Below are 16,663 nucleotides of genomic sequence, written 5' to 3'. Positions count from 1 at the left end.
GCTACGTGGCCGACCGGGGGGCGGGCTCGCCCGGTGTGGGCGGCGTCTCGTCGGCCGGCTCCTGGCGCTGCAGCTCCTCGATGTCGCCGAGCAGCCCGCGCAGCTCGGAGCGGAGGAAGTCGCGGGTCGCGACCTCGCCGACCGACATCCGCAGCGAGGCCACCTCGCGGGCGAGGAACTCCATGTCGGCGTGGGCGCGCGCATTGGCCTGGCGGTCCTGCTCGGCGACCACCTTGTCGCGCTGCTCCTGCCGGTTCTGGGCGAGCAGGATGAGCGGAGCGGCGTAGGACGCCTGGAGGCTGAGCATCAGCGTCAGGAAGATGAAGGGGAAGCTGTCGAAGCGCAGCTCGCGGGGCGCGAGGACGTTCCAGGCGACCCAGGCGGCGACGAACAGCGTCATCCAGAGCAGGAACTTCGCGGTGCCCATGTAGCGCGCGAACGACTCGGCGAAGACGCCGAACGCGTCGGCGTCCATCGTGGGGCGCCGCACGATCTGGCGACGGGTGTCGCGCGGGGTGTCGAGGCGCTCGCGGCGGCTGTCGCTCATCGCGCCCGCCCCGCGGAGGGTCCGCCGTTGATCGAGCCGGGCCGCGGGGCGCGGTCGCGCCAGCCCTCCGGCAGCATGTGGTCGAGCAGGTCGTCGACCGTGACCGCGCCCAGCAGCCGGCCCTCGTCGTCGACGACCGGCGCCGCGACCAGGTTGTAGGTCGCGAGGTGGCCCGCGACCTCGTCCATCGACGCGTCGGGGCGGAGCGGGTCCATCGAGTCGTCCAGGGCCGCGGCGACCAGCGTCGACGGCGGCTCGCGCAGCAGTCGCTGGATGTGTGCCGCACCGAGCAGCTTGCCGGTCGGCGTCTCGAGCGGCTGGCGGCAGACGTAGACCAGGGCCGCGAGCGCGGGCGTGAGCTCGGGGTTGCGCACGTGGGCGAGGGCGTCGGCGATCGTGGCGTCGGGGGAGAGGATCACCGGCTCGGGCGTCATCATCGCGCCGGCCGTGTTGTCGTCGTACGACATGAGGCGCCGCACGTCCTCCGCGCCGTCGGGCTCCATCAGCCCGAGCAGGGTCGCCGCGGTCTCGGGGTTGAGGTCGGCGATCAGGTCCGCGGCGTCGTCGGCGGACATCTCCTCGAGGATGTCGGCGGCGCGCTCGGAGTCGAGGTGCTCCAGGATCTCGACCTGGTCCTCCTCGGGCAACTCCTCCAGCACGTCGGCGAGCCGCTCGTCGTCGAGTGCGGCCACGACGGCCGTACGCCGCTCGGCGGGGAGGTCGTGGATCATGTTGGCCGCGTCGGCCGGGCGCATGTCGTTGAGCGCCGCGATCAGGTGGGTGGCGCCCTGGGACGGCTCCTGCTTCGTGAGACCCGAGACGTCGCGCCACTCCACGACGTGCGTCTGGCCCCGGCGGCGGAACCCCTTGCTCGGCTCCTGGATGGCGACCCGTGACAACACCCAGTCGCGGTTGCGCGCCTGCTCCATCGCGACGTCGTAGACCGCGCCGGTGATGCCACCGCCGCGGGCGAGGTCCTTGATGGTCACGGTGCGGTCGAGCATCTGGCCCATCACGAGGGTCTCGGTGGAGCGCTGCTCGAAGCGCCGCATGTTGAGCAGCCCCGTCGTGTGCACCTGGCCGCTGTCGATCGCGGTGACGCGCGTCATCGGGACGAAGATCCGACGGCGGCCGAAGACCTCCGCGACCATGCCGAGCACGCGCGGCTGGCTCGTCTCGGTCCGCAGCGCGACGACCAGGTCGCGCACCTTCGCCACCTGGTCACCCTGGGGGTCGAAGATCGGGAGTCCGACGAGCCGGGCCACGAAGACGCGGGTCGGGGTGGTGCTCACGCGGCAACGTTAGCGTGCGAGCGCTCCGGCGTACGGTGGGCGCGCAGCCCGCGAGCCCAACCGTCGAGAGGCCCGGATCGCGGGGGTGGTTGGTGTACCCTCGAGACGCAGGAGTCACTCCTGTCACATCGATCGGGGTTTTCGGGGCACACGCTCGAGGGGCCGCGGTCACACCCCCTCCACGACGCCACTTCCCCGACGACGACTGCGAGGCCGCCGCCATGCCTGCCACCACCACGACCCGGAGCTCACGCGCGATGATCCGCGTGGGCGCCATCTCCGCCGCTCTCGCGGTCGCCGCCACGATCGCAGTGGCCTCCGGCTCCGACCCGGTGGGTCCGGCAGCGCCGGCCGCAGCGACGACCGCCGCCTCGCCGGCTGTGACGTCCACGTCGACCACCACCTCGACCACCGCGACCCGCAGCGCCGCCCTCACCGTGCCCCAGACCACGCCGGCGACGTTCTTCCGTCCCGCGACGTTCAACGTGCTCGGCGCCGACCACACCGCTCCCGGCGGCAACCGCAAGGGCTGGGACTCCGGGGTCGTGCGGATCGAGCGGGTCCTCCAGATCCTCACCCAGAACTCCGTCGACGTCGTCGGCTTCCAGGAGTTCCAGCCGCCGCAGGCCACCCGCTTCGCCGAGCTCACCGGCACGTCGTGGCAGACCTACCCGGGCGCCAACAACCCGGCCGGTCCGTCCGTGAACTCCATCGGCTGGCGCACCGACGTGTGGACCCTCCTCGAGGCGCGCACGCTCCCGATCCCCTACTTCGACGGGGTGCCGAGCCGGATGCCGGCTGTGCTGCTGCGCAACAACGCCACGGGCCGCCGGGTCTGGTTCTTCAACACGCACAACCCCGCCGACGTACGCGGTCCGGCGCAGCAGTGGCGTGACGCGGGCTTCGCGATGGAGGCGGCGCTCGCCAACGAGCTGCGCACCGCCTACCCGGACGCCCCGTTCATCTCCTTCGGGGACAAGAACGACCGCGACCGCTACTACTGCTCGGTGGCCCCGGTGGCCGACATGTGGTCGGCGAGCGGCGGCTACACCGACGGCGCGACCTGCTCGCCCCCGGCCGGCGGCGCGATCGACTGGGTCATGGGCACCAAGGACGTCTTCTTCAACGGCTACACCCGCTACTTCAACGACTTCGTCGCCCAGACCAGCGACCACCCGCTCTACTACGCCAACGCCGTCGTGCCGGCCTCCAGCCCCTTGGGGGTCGACCACGTCGTCGTCGTCGCGGTCCCGGGCCTGACCTCGACGGTCGTGCGCAAGATGGGCTCCGGGCTGAGCGAGCTCGACCGGATGGTGCAGAACGGCGCGTCCACCCGCAACGCCCGGACCGCCACGGAGTCCACCTCGCCCGACGCCAACCTGGCCTCGCTCCTCACCGGGCGCCGGGTGTTCCCCAAGCGCGGCGGGCACGGCGTGGGCTCGAAGTCGACGCTTCCCAGGACGGTGCACGACTCCGCCGGGCAGTACGTCTCGAGCATCTTCGACCTCGCGCACAACCTGTCGCGCCGCACGAGCTTCGTCTCGAGCCGCCCGCAGAGCAAGCTCGTGCGCGAGAGCTGGAACAAGAAGTCCGGCGGCAAGGACCCCTACGGCGTCGACGACGGCTCCGCCAAGTTCGACCAGGTCAAGACCCTCCGCGACGACGCGGCGGTCGTGAGCTGGTGGCGCGACAAGATGTCGAGCAGCCCCGCCTCGCTCAGCGTGGTCGAGCTGTCCGGGGCGCAGGCCGCCGGCGAGAAGGACGGCTGGACCAGCGACGCCTACCAGAAGGCCGTGAAGAAGGTCTCGCGCCGCGTCGCATCGATCCGGCGCGGCATCGAGCGCCAGGCCGAGACGAAGGGCACGACGCTCCTCGTCGTGACCGGCACCAGCGGGGCCCAGAAGACCAAGGGCTCCTCGCGGAAGTGGGTCGAGAGCTACCGCGTGCCGATGTTCGTCACCGGCCCCGGCGTGCCCGCGGCCTCCGACCTCTACGGCCTCAACCCGTCCCTCGCCTACCCGGGCAAGGACCAGGTCGGCTACTCGGGCGCGCAGCCGCTGCGTGTGGGCGACCTGGCCAACCTGATCACCCGCACGCTGGGCCTGCCCCCGATCCCGGGGTCCACCCACGACCCGGAGCAGCTCTTCCAGGTGTTCGATCCACTCGCCGTGCCCGGAGCGTGATCGCCGGTTAGGCTTGCCTTCCGAGCCATCCACGTCGAACAGTCAGCGGTGAACGTCGGCTCCCGTCCCTCCGGAAGGTGGCCGTGAACCACAGGAAGCGCCCTCCTCGCCTGCGCACCGTCCCGGTGCCGCGCGTCGGGGTGCTCGCCTCCCTGCTGGTCGTGGTGCTCGTCGCGGCCCTGGCCTGGGCGGCCACGTGGGCCGTGACCGACGACGGCGAGGGCGGCTCGGCGACGACCCGCGAGGCGCCGACCCAGCCGTCCGCGGGCAGCAGCGACGAGACCGACGCGATCGACGCGACCGGGGGCACGGACGACGGCGACCCGGAGTCGGACGAGGCCGGCCAGGGTGACGACGAGCAGCTGGAGAAGTCCGTACGCCGCTTCCGTGCCGCCCAGCGCAAGCTGGCCCAGCGCGTGTCCAAGCAGCTCGCGCGGCGCAGCGCGCCGCTCGAGCTCCGGGTGGCGTCGTTCAACGTGCTCGGCGCCTCCCACACCGGCGCCGGGGGCAACAAGCCGGCGTTCTACCCCGACGCCTCCGCCCGGATGAACATGGCCATCGGCGTGCTGCGCGGCAACGGCATCGACGTCGTGGGGTTCCAGGAGTTCGAGGCGTCCCAGTACGGCATGTTCACCTCACGGGCGGGGGAGTACTCGCTGTACCCGGGACTCTCGCTCGGCGACAAGTCGGTCCGCTTCAACATCGCCTGGCGCTCGAGCGCCTTCGAGCTGGTCGAGGCGCACACCATCTCCATCCCCTACGCCGGCGGCAGCCGCATCGAGATGCCGGTCGTGCTGCTGGAGTCGACCACCACCAAGCGTCGCGCGTGGTTCGCCAACTTCCACAACCCCGCCGACACGCCCAGCCTCGGCAACAACGCCCGGTGGCGCGCGGAGGCCGCAGGCATCGAGATCGCGCACCTGACCGCCCTGCACGAGGCCGACGGCACGCCCGTCATCGTCACCGGCGACTTCAACGAGCGTGCCGAGATCTTCTGCCGGTTCACCGCGGGAGGCGTGTTCTCCGCCGCCGCCGGTGGGAGCACCGGAGGCGGGTGCGCCCCGCCCTCGAGCATGCAGGTGGACTGGATCTTCGGTTCCACCGGCGTGGCCTTCGACGGCTACGCCGTGTCCGACACCGGCCGCGCCTCCGACCATGCGATGGTCCACGCCACCGCGACACTGGTCGCGAGCCAGTGAGCGGATGCCGCTCGATATAGTCCTCGCCGTGAAGGCCCTGTCCCAGCTGCGACGCTCCGGTCCTCTGGACGTCCGCCGGGTGGACGTCGAGGGCCTGCTCCTCGGCCCGCAGCGCGACCGCCTGGTCGACGTCTCGTTCGACGGCCGGCGGATCTGGAGCTTCTGGCTCGTGCGCGACGGCGAGCCGACCGACGACGGGATCCTGCTGCGGTGGCCCAAGCCGCTGCGTCCCTTCCTCGACGGCATCACCGACCTGACCCTCAGCGACCCCGAGGCCGACACGGTCCTCCACGCCGAGACCGTCCAGCTCGGCGACTCGACGGAGCGCATCGACGTGGTCAACCCCGCGGGTCGACCGCTGGCCATCGACAAGTCGCTCAAGCTGGTCGAGACCTTCGACACCCGGGACGCGGCCCACGTCGAGCCGCTGCTCGACGCGATCGAGGAGGTGCTCGGCGCCCTCGACAAGGTCGGCGTCCGCGCCTTCCTGGCCTACGGCACCGCGCTGGGCGCCATCCGCGACGGCGGCCTGATCGGCCACGACAGCGACGCCGACCTCGGCTACGTCAGCGACCACGACCACCCGGTCGACGTGATCCGCGAGTCCTTCCGGATCCAGCGCGCGCTGACCGACATGGGCTACCGCGTCACCCGCTACTCCGCGATCGCGCTGAAGGTGCACGTGGAGGAGAGCGACGGCCTCGACCGCGGCCTCGACGTCTTCGGCGGCTTCATGCGCGACGGCAAGCTCTACCTGATGGGCGAGATCGCCGTCCCGTTCCAGCGCTCGTGGATCTACCCCCTCGGCACCGCGACGCTGGAGGGACGCGTGTTCCCCGTGCCGGCCGACGAGGACCGGTTCCTGACCGCGACCTACGGCCCGCGCTGGCGCACGCCCGACCCGGCCTACAAGTTCACCACTCCCGCCAGCACGATCGAGCTCTTCAACGGCTGGTTCCGGGGGATGCGCACGGGCCGCGCCGGCTGGCACGGCTACCACAAGCGCACCGCCGACCACGCGCGCTCGGTCTCCGCGGTCGCCCGCGACGTCGCCGAGCGCCACCCCGACCTGGCGACCTACATCGACATCGGGTGCGGTCGCGGCACCGACGTCGCGTGGTTCGCCGACCGGGGCACCTCGGCCGTCGGCCTCGACTTCCAGCCCTACGCCTACGAGCCCGAGGCCGAGCGTCGCGCCGACGACCCGCGCGTCAGCTTCCAGCTCTTCAACCTGCTCGAGCTGCGCCACGTGCTGGCGGTCTCGGCGTGGGTCGCGCGGATGCCGGGCCCCCGGGCCGTCGGCTGCGTCCACGTCATCGAGCGCCTCGGCCACCGCGGCCGGCTCAACATGCTGCGGGCCGCGCGGATGATGGTGGCGGGCACGTCGGGGACGCTGCACCTGCAGTTCCTGAGCGAGAAGGGCCGCGACCACTACGCGCGCCGCACCGGCGCCCGCAAGCCCCTCGCGCCCGAGATCGTGCTGGCCGAGGTCGCCGAGTCCGGCGGCCGCGTGGTCGAGCTGGTCCGCGAGCACGTGTCGGACGACCCCGAGAGCTCGCAAGTGTGCCGCATGGTCATCGACTTCAACCCCCACCCCGAAGCCTAGGGAGACCCACATGTTCGGACGACGCACCACGCAGGTCCCCGGCGGCGACCTGGCCGCGCGGGTGACGGCTCTCGAGGAGGCCGTGCAGGACAACCGCGCCCTCAACGTGCGGCTGGCCGAGCTCACCGACGTGGTGACCGAGCTCCTGCTCCCTGTCGCCGCCCGCGACGAAAAGAAGCTGGAGGAGCTCCTCGAGAAGTACCGCGGGGACTTCTCGTGAGCCCGGGCCGGGTGCTGCTGCACATCGGCCTGCCGAAGACCGGGACGACCTACCTCCAGCAGGTGGTGTGGCGCCACCGCGACCAGCTCGCCTCGGACGGCGTCCTGCTGCCCGGGTTCGGGCACCGTGAGCACCTCTGGGCCGCGCTCGACCTCCAGGAGCGACGGCGCCTGGCCAGACGCCACCCGGACGCGCCGGGCTCGTGGGACCGGCTGGTGGCCGAGGCCAACGGTCAGTCGCGCGACGTGCTGCTGACCCACGAGTTCTTCTGCGGCGCCACCGCGGAGCAGGCGACCCGCGCGATCGAGGCCTTCCCCGACTCCGAGGTGCACCTCGTGGTCACGGCCCGCGACGCGGCGAGCGTGGTCTCGGCCGGCTGGCAGGAGTCGGTCAAGAACGGCGGCACGGTCGACCTCCCGGCCGTCCTGGCGGGCACGGCGGCGGGTGGACCCGAGTTCAGCATGCGCACCTGGGACCTCGCCGGCGTGCTGGAGCGGTGGGCCCCGGGACTGCCTCCCGAGCGGGTCCACGTCCTGGTGATGCCCGGCAGGGACCAGCCGCACGACCTCCACTGGCGGCACTTCGCCGAGGTGCTCGGGGTCGACCCCGATGCGTACGACCTGCCCACCGACGCCGTGAACCCCGCGCTCGGCATCGTGCAGATCGAGGTGCTGCGCCAGGTCAACGCCCACCTGCCGTCGTACTCCGCCCACGACCGTGGCGTCTGGATCCGCGGCTACCTCGCCGAGGACCTGCTCGCCCGCCAGCCGCGCGAGCGAGGCGCGATGCCGGCGGAGCACCTGGCCCGGTTCGCCGAGCTCGACCGGGCGGCGACCCAGCTCATCTCAGCGCGCGGGTTCCACGTCCTGGGGGACCTGTCCGGACTGGCTCCGGAGGAGTCCGCCAGCGCCGGTGGACGCGAGCCCGGCACCGTCTCGGCCGCGGAGCTGGTCGAGTCAGCGGCCCGGCTCGTCGCCGACGTCCTGGCCGACGTCCGCGCCGCCACGGGCGACGCCCCGCCGCGCTCGCGCGGGAAGGACTGAGCCGGGCTCAGCCCTCCTGGGCGGGTGCGTCCTCGGCAGGGATCAGGGACTTCGCGAGGTCGGTGACCGTGTCCTGGTCGGCGCCCTGGAGGATGACCGTGCTGCCCTTGAGCTCGTGGGTCAGGACGGTGGCCCCCTTGTAGTCCCACGCGGACCAGGTGCCGATGCCCCACGGCGACAGGTCGACGTCCCCGGTCGGCGCGACACTCAGCTGGCTCCCGATGGTCGTCTCGGTGTCCCCGGGGAACTGGTCGAGCGTGACGTCGCCGGTGGGGGCGGTGTACTCCATGTGCCACCACTGCGGCTCGGCCTGGTAGCCGCCGCCGACCGTCGTCCAGCCGTCGGGGAGCGCCGAGGGCACCATCGTGATGAGCTTGTCGCCGACCGCCTGGAGGGCGGCGTCCTTGTAGGTCGCGTCCACCGCAGGCTCGTCGCCGAAGTCGATGAGCACCACCGGCTCGGGCGAGGGTGGCTCCGACGAGGTCGTCTCCGAGGGCGTCTCGGACGCCGACGCGTCAGCAGCAGGGTCCTCGGCCCGCGAGGAGTCGTCGCCGCAAGCGCCCAGGAGCAGGACGAGCGATGCCCCGAGGGCCGGCACGGTCAGGCGGGTGGCTCGCATGCACTCCAGTGTCTCATGGGGGTCCAGATGCGGCCCGGAGAAGCCGGTCGGGGTGTGACGACAGTCTCGGACGCGGCCCCTGCCCAGGTGAACGACCGATAACTAGACTCCCGAGGAGCTCGACCCCGCGTCCGCGACTGCACAGGAGCCCCGCACATGCCTCGCCTCTGCCAGACCGACGGCCTCTCCGAGGACCAGACCGAGATCCTCAAGGCCGTGCGCCAGTTCGTGGACGAGAAGATCATCCCGGTCGCCACGGAGCTCGAGCACCAGGACGAGTACCCCACCGAGATCGTCGAGGGCCTCAAGGAGCTCGGCATCTTCGGCCTGATGATCCCGGAGGAGTACGACGGCCTCGGCGAGTCGCTGCTGACCTACGCCCTGTGCGTCGAGGAGATCGCACGCGGCTGGATGAGCGTCTCCGGCGTGATCAACACCCACTTCATCGTGGCCTACATGCTGATGCAGCACGGCACCGAGGAGCAGAAGCAGAAGTACCTCCCGCGGATGGCGACCGGCGAGGTCCGTGGCGCCTTCTCGATGTCGGAGCCCGGACTGGGCTCGGACGTCGCCGCCATCTCGACGAAGGCGGTCAAGGACGGCGAGGGCCCTGATGCGGGGTACGTCATCAACGGTCAGAAGATGTGGCTGACCAACGGCGGCTCGTCGACCCTGATCGCGGTGCTCACCAAGACCGACGAGGGTGCCGACACGCCGTACAAGAACATGACGACCTTCCTGGTGGAGAAGGAGGCGGGCTTCGGCGAGACCGCTCCCGGCCTCACCATCCCCGGGAAGATCGACAAGATGGGCTACAAGGGCGTCGACACGACCGAGGCCATCTTCGAGAACCACCGGATCGCGGCCGAGCAGGTCCTGGGCGGCGAGCCGGGCAAGGGCTTCTACCAGATGATGGACGGCGTCGAGGTCGGCCGCGTCAACGTCGCCGCCCGCGCGTGCGGCATCGCCAACCGGGCCTTCGAGCTCGGCATCGCCTACTCCCAGCAGCGCGAGACCTTCGGCAAGCCGATCGCCGAGCACCAGGCGGTCCTGTTCCGCCTCGCCGAGATGGCCACGAAGGTCGAGACCGCCCACACGATGATGGTCAAGGCCGCCCGTCTCAAGGACTCCGGCCAGCGGATGGACGTCGAGGCCGGCATGGCCAAGATGCTCGCGAGCGAGTACTGCAACGAGGTCGTCGAGGCGTCGTTCCGCATCCACGGCGGCTACGGCTACTCCAAGGAGTACGAGATCGAGCGCCTCTACCGCGAGTCGGCCTTCATGCTGATCGGCGAGGGCACCTCCGACATCCAGAAGATGATCATCGGCCGCAGCCTGCTGAAGGACTACAAGCTGCGCTGAGCCTCGGCCTCGGCCTTGGCGTCCGCTGCGGCCAGCGCCTCGCTGGCGGCCTCGACGACGTCGGGGGAGAGGACGTGCTCGATCGCGAGCGCGGAGGCGCCGAGCACCGCGGCCTCGCCGCCCGCGCGTGAGGTGACGATGCGCAGGTGCTCGGTGGCCAGCGGCAGCGAGCGCTGGTAGACCGACTCGCGGATCCCCGCGAGCAGGTGCTCGCCGGCGCCGGCGAGCTGTCCGCCGATGACGACGACCGACGGATTGATGAGGTTGGTCATCGTCGCCACGACCTCGCCGATGTCGCGTCCGGCCTGCCGGACGACGGCCATCGCGACCAGGCTGCCGCCGCGGACCAGGTCGACCACGTCGCCACCGGTCTTGGCGTCCTCGCCCTGGGCGCGGACCGCCGCGGCGAGGGCGGGGCCGGCTGCCACGGCCTCGAGGCAGCCGGTGTTGCCGCACCGGCAGACGATGTCGTCGTTGTTGCGCACGCGGACGTGCCCGAGGTCGCCCGCCGTGCCGCGGGCCCCCCGCTGCAGGACGCCACCGGTCACGATGCCGGCACCGATGCCCGTGGCGACCTTGATGAGCACGAGGTCGTCCACCTCGCGCATGAAGGCGCGCCGCTCGCCCAGGGCCATGATGTTCACGTCGTTGTCGACGAGCACCGGGACGGGATAGACGGCACGGAGGTGACCAGGGACGTCGTAGCGGTCCCAGCCGGGCATGATCGGGGGATTGATCGGCCGGCCGGTCGAGTGCTCCACCGGTCCGGGCAGGCCGATCCCGATCGCCGCGAGGTCGTCGATCTTCCGGCCGCTGCCGGCCACGAGGTCCCGCACGGTCTCGATGACCCAGCCGAGGACCTCGTCGGGGCCGGCCGCGACCTCGATCTGGGCGTCCGCCTCGCCCAGGATCCTGCCGTCGAGGTCGGTGAGCGCGGCGCGTGCGTGGGTCGCGCCGACATCGACGCCGACGACGAGCTTCGCGCTCGGGTTGAGCGCGAAGAGCGCGGGCGGGCGGCCGCCTGTCGAGCGCGCGCCGCCGTAGGGAGCGACCAGGCCGAGCCGGATGAGGGTGTCGATGCGCATGGTGACCGTGGACCGGGCGAGGCCCGTCGCCTCGGCCAGCTGGGCACGTGTCCACGGCCTTCCGTCACGGAGGAGGTCGAAGAGCTCACCGGTTCGCACGGACGGAGTGTGGCACATTGCGTGACTTTCCACACTGGGCCAGAAACTTTTGTCAGGGTGTCGACATAAGTACGTGACGCGTGCCACAGTTCCCCCCGTGACCCCCCTGCCCACGTCGGCGCCCCTGCTGGAGATGCGCGGCATCGTGAAGCGCTTCCCCGGCGTGCTCGCGCTCGGCGGCGTCGACCTCGACGTCCGCCCGGGCGAGGTGCACTGCCTGCTGGGCCAGAACGGTGCCGGCAAGTCGACCCTGATCAAGGTGCTCTCCGCGAGCTACCAGCCCGACGAGGGGGAGATCCTCTGGGAGGGCCAGCCCGTCACGCTGGGCACGCCCCAGGCGGCGATGAAGCTCGGCATCTCCACGATCTACCAGGAGCTCGACCTCGTGCCGGGCCTCTCGGTGGCGGAGAACATCTTCCTGGGCCACGAGCTCTCGTCGGCCGGGATGAGCCAGCGCAGCCGCACCAACCGCGAGGCTGCCGCGCTGCTCGCCCGCCTCGGGCACAGCGAGATCTCGCCGACCCGCGAGGTGGGGCGCCTCACCCCGGCCGCGCAGCAGGTCGTCAGCATGGCGCGCGCGCTGTCGCAGAACACCCGCCTCCTCGTGCTCGACGAGCCGTCGGCGGTGCTGGACCAGGGCGAGGTCGACAACCTCTTCCGGGTCATCCGCGACCTCACCGCCGAGGGCGTCGCGATCGTCTACATCTCCCACCGGCTCGAGGAGATCCGCCAGATCGGCGACCGGATCACCGTGCTCAAGGACGGCAGCACGGTCGCCACCGGGCTCGCCGTGGCCGACACGCCCACCTCGGAGCTCATCAAGCTCATGACGGGCCGCTCGATCGAGTACGTCTTCCCGCCCCGCGGCGGCCAGGCGGCGACGTTCGGCGAGCCCGTCCTCGAGGTCCGCGACCTTGAGCTCGCCGGTGTCTTCTCCGGCGTCGACCTGACGGTCCGCGCGGGGGAGATCGTCGGCCTGGCCGGGCTCGTCGGCGCCGGCCGCTCCGAGATCCTCGAGACGCTCTACGGCGCGCGGCGCGCGTCCGCGGGCACCGTCACGGTCAACGGCGAGCCGCTGCGCCGCGGCTCGGTCCAGGCGGCCGTCAAGGCCGGTCTCGGCCTCGCCCCGGAGGAGCGCAAGAGCCAGGGCCTGCTCCTCGACCAGGCGATCTACAGCAACATCACCATCTCGACGCTCAGTCGCTTCGCGCGCCTGGGCTTCCTCGACCGCGGTGAGGAGCGCAAGCGCGCCGCTGAGGTCACCCAGTCCCTCGACGTCCGTCCGGCAGGGGTCGATCGCCTCGTGCGCCTCCTGTCGGGCGGCAACCAGCAGAAGGTCGTCCTGGCGCGCTGGCTGCTCCGCGAGTGCCGCGTGCTGCTGCTCGACGAGCCCACGCGCGGCGTCGACGTCGGCGCGCGCGCCGAGATCTACGCCGTCGTGCGGGCACTCGCCGATTCAGGGGTGGCCGTCGTCGTCGTGTCGAGCGAGGTGGAGGAGGTGCTCGGTCTCGCCGACCGGGTGCTGGTGGTCCGCGAGGGCCGCGTCGTTCACGAGGGACCCGCAGATCAGATCGACGAGTCGCGAGTCCTCGACCTCGTCATGGAAGGAAGCGCCGCATGAGCGACCACAGCACGACCCCGGGGACCCATCGAGGTCCCGACCTGACCGGCGTGGAGAACACCGTGGCACCCACGAGCGACACCGTCCGGGTGGAGAACGCGGCCGCCGAGTCGGAGCGGTCGTCTCGCGGCGCCGGGCTGATGAGCGGGTCGTTCGGCCGCAACATCGGCCTCATCGTGGCGCTGCTCGTCATCTGCGTCGTCGGTGTCGTGACCGCGGGCGACCGCTTCGCCAGCGTCGACACCATGGTGACCATCCTCCGGCTCGCCTCGATCGTCGGCGTGGTCAGCATCGGCATGACGTTCGTGATCATCTCCGGGGGCATCGACCTGTCGGTCGGAGCGATCGTGGCCCTCTCGTCGGTCTGGGCGAGCACCTTCGCGACGCAGACCATGGCGGAGGACACCCACTGGGTGGTCATGGTGTTCGTCGCCCTCGCCGTCGGCGGGGCCTGCGGGCTGGTCAACGGCGTGCTCATCGCCTACGGCAACGTCGTCCCCTTCATCATGACCCTCGCCATGCTGGCCTCGGCCCGAGGACTCGCCGAGATCATCTCCGAGCGACGTACGCAGATCGTGAACGTGCAGGGGTTCAAGGACTTCTGGTCGGCCGACATCCTCGGCGTCCCGCTGCTCGTCGTCATCTTCGCCCTGGTGTCGGTGGGGGGCTGGTTCCTGCTGAACCGCACCACCTTCGGCCGGCGGACCCTCGCTGTCGGCGGCAACCCGGAGGCGGCACGCCTCGCCGGCATCAACGTCAAGCGGCACACCACGCTCGTCTACGTGCTCGTCGGTCTCTGCTGCGGCCTCGCCGCCCTGATGTACCTCGCCCGCACGTCGACCGGCAGCTCCACGCACGGCACCCTGCTCGAGCTCGACGCCATCGCCGCCGTCGTCATCGGCGGCACGCTGCTCACCGGCGGACGCGGCACCATCGTCGGCACGGTCATCGGCGTGCTCATCTTCAGCACCCTGAGCATCGTCTTCGTCCTCAACAACCAGGACAGCTCGACCCAGGCCGTGGCCAAGGGCCTGATCATCGTCGTCGCCGTGCTGCTCCAGCAGCGGCTGGCCCGACGCTCCGCCAGCACCTGATCCCACCCGTACTCGGAACATCCCGCACCACCCAGCACCAGACCCAGCACCACCCCCAGCACCACCCCGCACACACACCAGGCACACCGCCAGAAACAAGGAGCACATCCCATGCGACTGCGCACCACCACTTCACGGCAGCAGAGCCGCCGCTACCCCGGCCTCGTGATCGGCGCGGTCGCCGTCCTGGCCCTCTCCGCCTGCACCGGCAGCGCCGAGGACGCCGCGAACGACGAGGAGAGCAGCTCGGACGCCGCTCCGGTCGCCGCCGAGGGCAGCAACGACGAAGAGGGCGACACCGTCACCATCGGCTTCTCGGCGCCCGCCGCCGACCACGGCTGGATGGCGGCCATCACCAACAACGTGCGTGACCTCGCCGACCAGTACCCGGACCTCGACCTGCAGATCGCGGAGGGCACCAACGACGTCAACCTCCAGATCAGCCAGGTCGAGACCTTCATCAACGACGGGGTCGACGCGATCGTGCTGCTCCCGTTCGACGGCGCGGCGATGACGCCCGTGGCCCTCAAGGCGATGGAGGCCGGCATCCCGGTCATCAACGTCGACCGTGAGTTCGACGACCCCAACGCCGCTCGCGTCACCGTGCTCGGTGACAACTACGGCATGGGTGTCTCGGCCGGCCAGTACGTCTGTCAGCAGGCCGACGGCAACGAGGACGCCATCGTCGCCGAGATCGCCGGCATCGACTCGCTGCCCCTGACCCAGGACCGCAGCCAGGGCTTCGAGGACGCGCTGTCCGAGTGCGGCCTCGACGTCGACGCCCGCCAGGCCGCCGAGTTCACGGTGGAGAGCGGCGAGGAGGTCGCCTCGCAGCTGCTGCAGGCCGAGCCGAAGATCGACTTCCTGTGGAACCACGACGACGACCAGGGCGTCGGCGTCCTGGCCGCCATCGAGAGTGCTGGCCGCGACGAGTTCACCATGATCGGTGGCGCGGGCTCGGCCAACGCGATGCGTGACATCGAGAGCGACAACGGCGTGCTCAAGGCGACGGTCATCTACCCGTCGACCCAGGGTGCGGACGGCGTCAAGCTCGCCCGCCTCCTCGTGCAGCAGAAGGCCATGGGCGACCTGGTCGAGGTCGAGGTGCCCCGCGAGGTGCAGCTCTACGCCCCGGTCGTGACCGGGGACAACGTCGACCAGTACATCGACAGCGCCTTCGAGTCCTGAGACACGACCCGTCCGGCGCCTCCACACTGGGGGCGCCGGACGGGGTCTGCCCTCTCGAACCGGTCGACGACAGAACAGGAAACGGTGATGACCTCCGAGCACGACACGCTGTCCGTGGGGATGGTGGGCTACGCCTTCATGGGTGCGGCGCACTCCCAGGCGTGGCGCAACGCCCCGCGATTCTTCGACCTCCCCCTGCGGCCCCGCATGTCCGCCGTGGCGGGTCGTGACGAGGTGAGGGTGGCCGCGGCCGCCGCGCAGCTCGGGTGGGAGTCCACCGAGACGTCCTGGCGCGCCCTGATCGACCGCGACGACATCGACCTCATCGACGTGTGCACCCCCGGGGACACCCACGCCGAGATCGCCATCGCCGCGCTCGAGGCGGGCAAGCACGTCCTGTGCGAGAAGCCGCTGGCCAACACCGTCGAGGAGGCCGAGGCGATGGTCGCGGCCGCCGAGAAGGCCAGGGCCTCCGGCGTCCGCTCGATGGTCGGCTTCACCTACCGCCGGGTGCCGGCCATCGGCCTGGCCCGACAGCTCGTCGCCGAGGGCCGCCTCGGCACCATCCACCACGTCCGCGCGCAGTACCTCCAGGACTGGATCGTCGACCCGCAGGCACCCCTGTCGTGGCGCCTCGACAAGTCGAAGGCCGGCTCCGGCGCGCTGGGCGACATCGGCGCCCACATCGTCGACCTCACGCAGTACATCACTGGGGACACCATCGCCACCGTCACCGGCCGCCTCGAGACCTTCGTCAAGGAGCGACCGCTGCCGAGCGAGCACTCGGGCCTCTCCGGGACCGCCGGCAGTGGCACGGGGCCGGTGACCGTCGACGACGCCGCCGCGTTCCTCGCCCAGTTCCGTGGGGGTGCGCTGGGCGTCTTCGAGGCGACCCGGTTCGCCAACGGACGCAAGAACGCCATCCGCATCGAGATCAACGGATCCCGCGGCAGCCTGGCGTTCGACTTCGAGGACATGAACGTCCTCCACTTCTTCGACGGCGACGACCCGTCCGCGACGGCCGGGTTCCGCCGGATCCTCGCCACCGAGGGCGACCACCCCTACGTCGCCGCGTGGTGGCCGCCCGGCCACCTGCTCGGCTACGAGCACGCCTTCACCCACCAGGTCGTCGACCTCGTCACCGACATCGCCAAGGGTGCGGACCCCGCGCCGTCGTTCGCCGACGGCCTGCAGGTCCAGCGCGTCCTCGCGGCCGTCGAGGCGAGCTCGCTGAGCTCGTCCTGGCACGACATCCCCGCCTGACCGACCTCGCACCTCCTGAGAAGGGACACCTGATGACTCGCCCGATCACCTTGTTCACCGGCCAGTGGGCCGACCTGCCGTTCGAGGAGGTGTGCCGGCTCGCGTCGGGGTGGGGTTATGACGGTCTGGAGATCGCCTGCTGGGGTGATCACTTCGACCCGTGGGCGGCGGTGGAGGACGACTCCTACGTGCCGGCGAAGCTGGAGGTGTTGAAGAAGCACGACCTCCAGGTGTTCGCGATC

Annotated in this window: 14 protein-coding genes and 1 pseudogene; 11 read left to right on the top strand and 4 right to left on the bottom strand. The window is 71.2% G+C overall.

The annotated features are described in order from the left end of the window. Position 1: 1 nt before the first annotated feature. Together JI751_RS13190 and JI751_RS21575 are read right to left on the bottom strand one after the other, a co-directional pair. Complete coding sequence (locus JI751_RS13190) at positions 2-547, bottom strand: DUF1003 domain-containing protein (protein WP_201937265.1); 546 nt, start codon at positions 545-547, stop codon at positions 2-4. After that, positions 544-1,839 carry a magnesium transporter MgtE N-terminal domain-containing protein gene (locus tag JI751_RS21575; RefSeq protein WP_201937263.1) on the bottom strand — a complete coding sequence of 432 codons (1,296 nt, stop codon included), beginning with the start codon at positions 1,837-1,839 and terminating at the stop codon, positions 544-546. Before JI751_RS21575 ends, JI751_RS13190 begins: the two co-directional genes overlap by 4 nt. 221 nt (positions 1,840-2,060) lie before the next feature. On the opposite strand from JI751_RS21575, the gene JI751_RS13180 reads away from it, so the two are divergent. From JI751_RS13180 to JI751_RS13160, 5 genes are all read left to right on the top strand, one after another. Further along, positions 2,061-4,022, top strand: coding sequence for an alkaline phosphatase family protein (locus JI751_RS13180; RefSeq protein ID WP_201937261.1), 1,962 nt, complete (start codon positions 2,061-2,063; stop codon positions 4,020-4,022). Between the two features lie 83 nt (positions 4,023-4,105). Further along, positions 4,106-5,221, top strand: a complete 1,116-nt coding sequence (locus JI751_RS13175) for an endonuclease/exonuclease/phosphatase family protein (protein WP_201937253.1) — start codon at positions 4,106-4,108, stop codon at positions 5,219-5,221. A gap of 28 nt (positions 5,222-5,249) precedes the next feature. Next, the gene (locus JI751_RS21895; RefSeq protein WP_201937244.1) at positions 5,250-6,827 is read left to right on the top strand and encodes a LicD family protein; all 1,578 of its coding nucleotides are present in this window, start codon (positions 5,250-5,252) and stop codon (positions 6,825-6,827) included. 10 nt (positions 6,828-6,837) lie between these two features. Beyond that, a complete protein-coding gene (locus tag JI751_RS13165) occupies positions 6,838-7,047 on the top strand; it encodes a DUF6752 domain-containing protein (RefSeq protein ID WP_201937242.1) in 210 nt (69 codons plus the stop codon). Further along, positions 7,044-8,090 (top strand): hypothetical protein, encoded by a 1,047-nt coding sequence (locus tag JI751_RS13160; protein ID WP_201937240.1) that lies wholly within the window; start codon positions 7,044-7,046, stop codon positions 8,088-8,090. The genes JI751_RS13165 and JI751_RS13160 overlap by 4 nt, the downstream gene beginning before the upstream one ends. Positions 8,091-8,097: 7 nt before the next feature. Here the strand turns inward: JI751_RS13160 and JI751_RS13155 are convergent, their stop codons facing one another. Further along, complete coding sequence (locus JI751_RS13155) at positions 8,098-8,709, bottom strand: hypothetical protein (protein ID WP_201937238.1); 612 nt, start codon at positions 8,707-8,709, stop codon at positions 8,098-8,100. A gap of 156 nt (positions 8,710-8,865) precedes the next feature. On the opposite strand from JI751_RS13155, the gene JI751_RS13150 reads away from it, so the two are divergent. Then, on the top strand, positions 8,866-10,071 hold the full coding sequence (locus JI751_RS13150) for an acyl-CoA dehydrogenase family protein (RefSeq protein ID WP_201937236.1): 1,206 nt from the start codon (positions 8,866-8,868) through the stop codon (positions 10,069-10,071). On the opposite strand, the gene JI751_RS13145 is transcribed toward JI751_RS13150, so the two are convergent. Further along, the gene (locus tag JI751_RS13145) at positions 10,056-11,255 is read right to left on the bottom strand and encodes an ROK family transcriptional regulator (protein ID WP_307814192.1); all 1,200 of its coding nucleotides are present in this window, start codon (positions 11,253-11,255) and stop codon (positions 10,056-10,058) included. The genes JI751_RS13150 and JI751_RS13145 overlap by 16 nt on opposite strands. Before the next feature lie 97 nt (positions 11,256-11,352). Here JI751_RS13145 and JI751_RS13140 point away from each other — a divergent pair, with 97 nt between their 5' ends. The 5 genes and pseudogenes from JI751_RS13140 to JI751_RS13120 all read left to right on the top strand — a co-directional run. Further along, positions 11,353-12,876, top strand: coding sequence for a sugar ABC transporter ATP-binding protein (locus tag JI751_RS13140; RefSeq protein WP_307814190.1), 1,524 nt, complete (start codon positions 11,353-11,355; stop codon positions 12,874-12,876). Further along, complete coding sequence (locus tag JI751_RS13135; RefSeq protein ID WP_201937226.1) at positions 12,873-13,970, top strand: ABC transporter permease; 1,098 nt, start codon at positions 12,873-12,875, stop codon at positions 13,968-13,970. Before JI751_RS13140 ends, JI751_RS13135 begins: the two co-directional genes overlap by 4 nt. A 111-nt stretch (positions 13,971-14,081) precedes the next feature. Next, positions 14,082-15,158 carry a substrate-binding domain-containing protein gene (locus tag JI751_RS13130; protein WP_201937224.1) on the top strand — a complete coding sequence of 359 codons (1,077 nt, stop codon included), beginning with the start codon at positions 14,082-14,084 and terminating at the stop codon, positions 15,156-15,158. A gap of 87 nt (positions 15,159-15,245) precedes the next feature. After that, a complete protein-coding gene (locus JI751_RS13125; protein ID WP_201937222.1) occupies positions 15,246-16,421 on the top strand; it encodes a Gfo/Idh/MocA family protein in 1,176 nt (391 codons plus the stop codon). Between the two features lie 32 nt (positions 16,422-16,453). Then, positions 16,454-16,663, top strand: a pseudogene (locus tag JI751_RS13120) (sugar phosphate isomerase/epimerase); the annotation flags it as partial.

The sequence above is a fragment of the Nocardioides baculatus genome (genome assembly GCF_016735675.1).
Lineage (GTDB): Bacteria > Actinomycetota > Actinomycetes > Propionibacteriales > Nocardioidaceae > Nocardioides > Nocardioides baculatus.
This window is presented reverse-complemented; position numbering and strand designations above follow the sequence as displayed.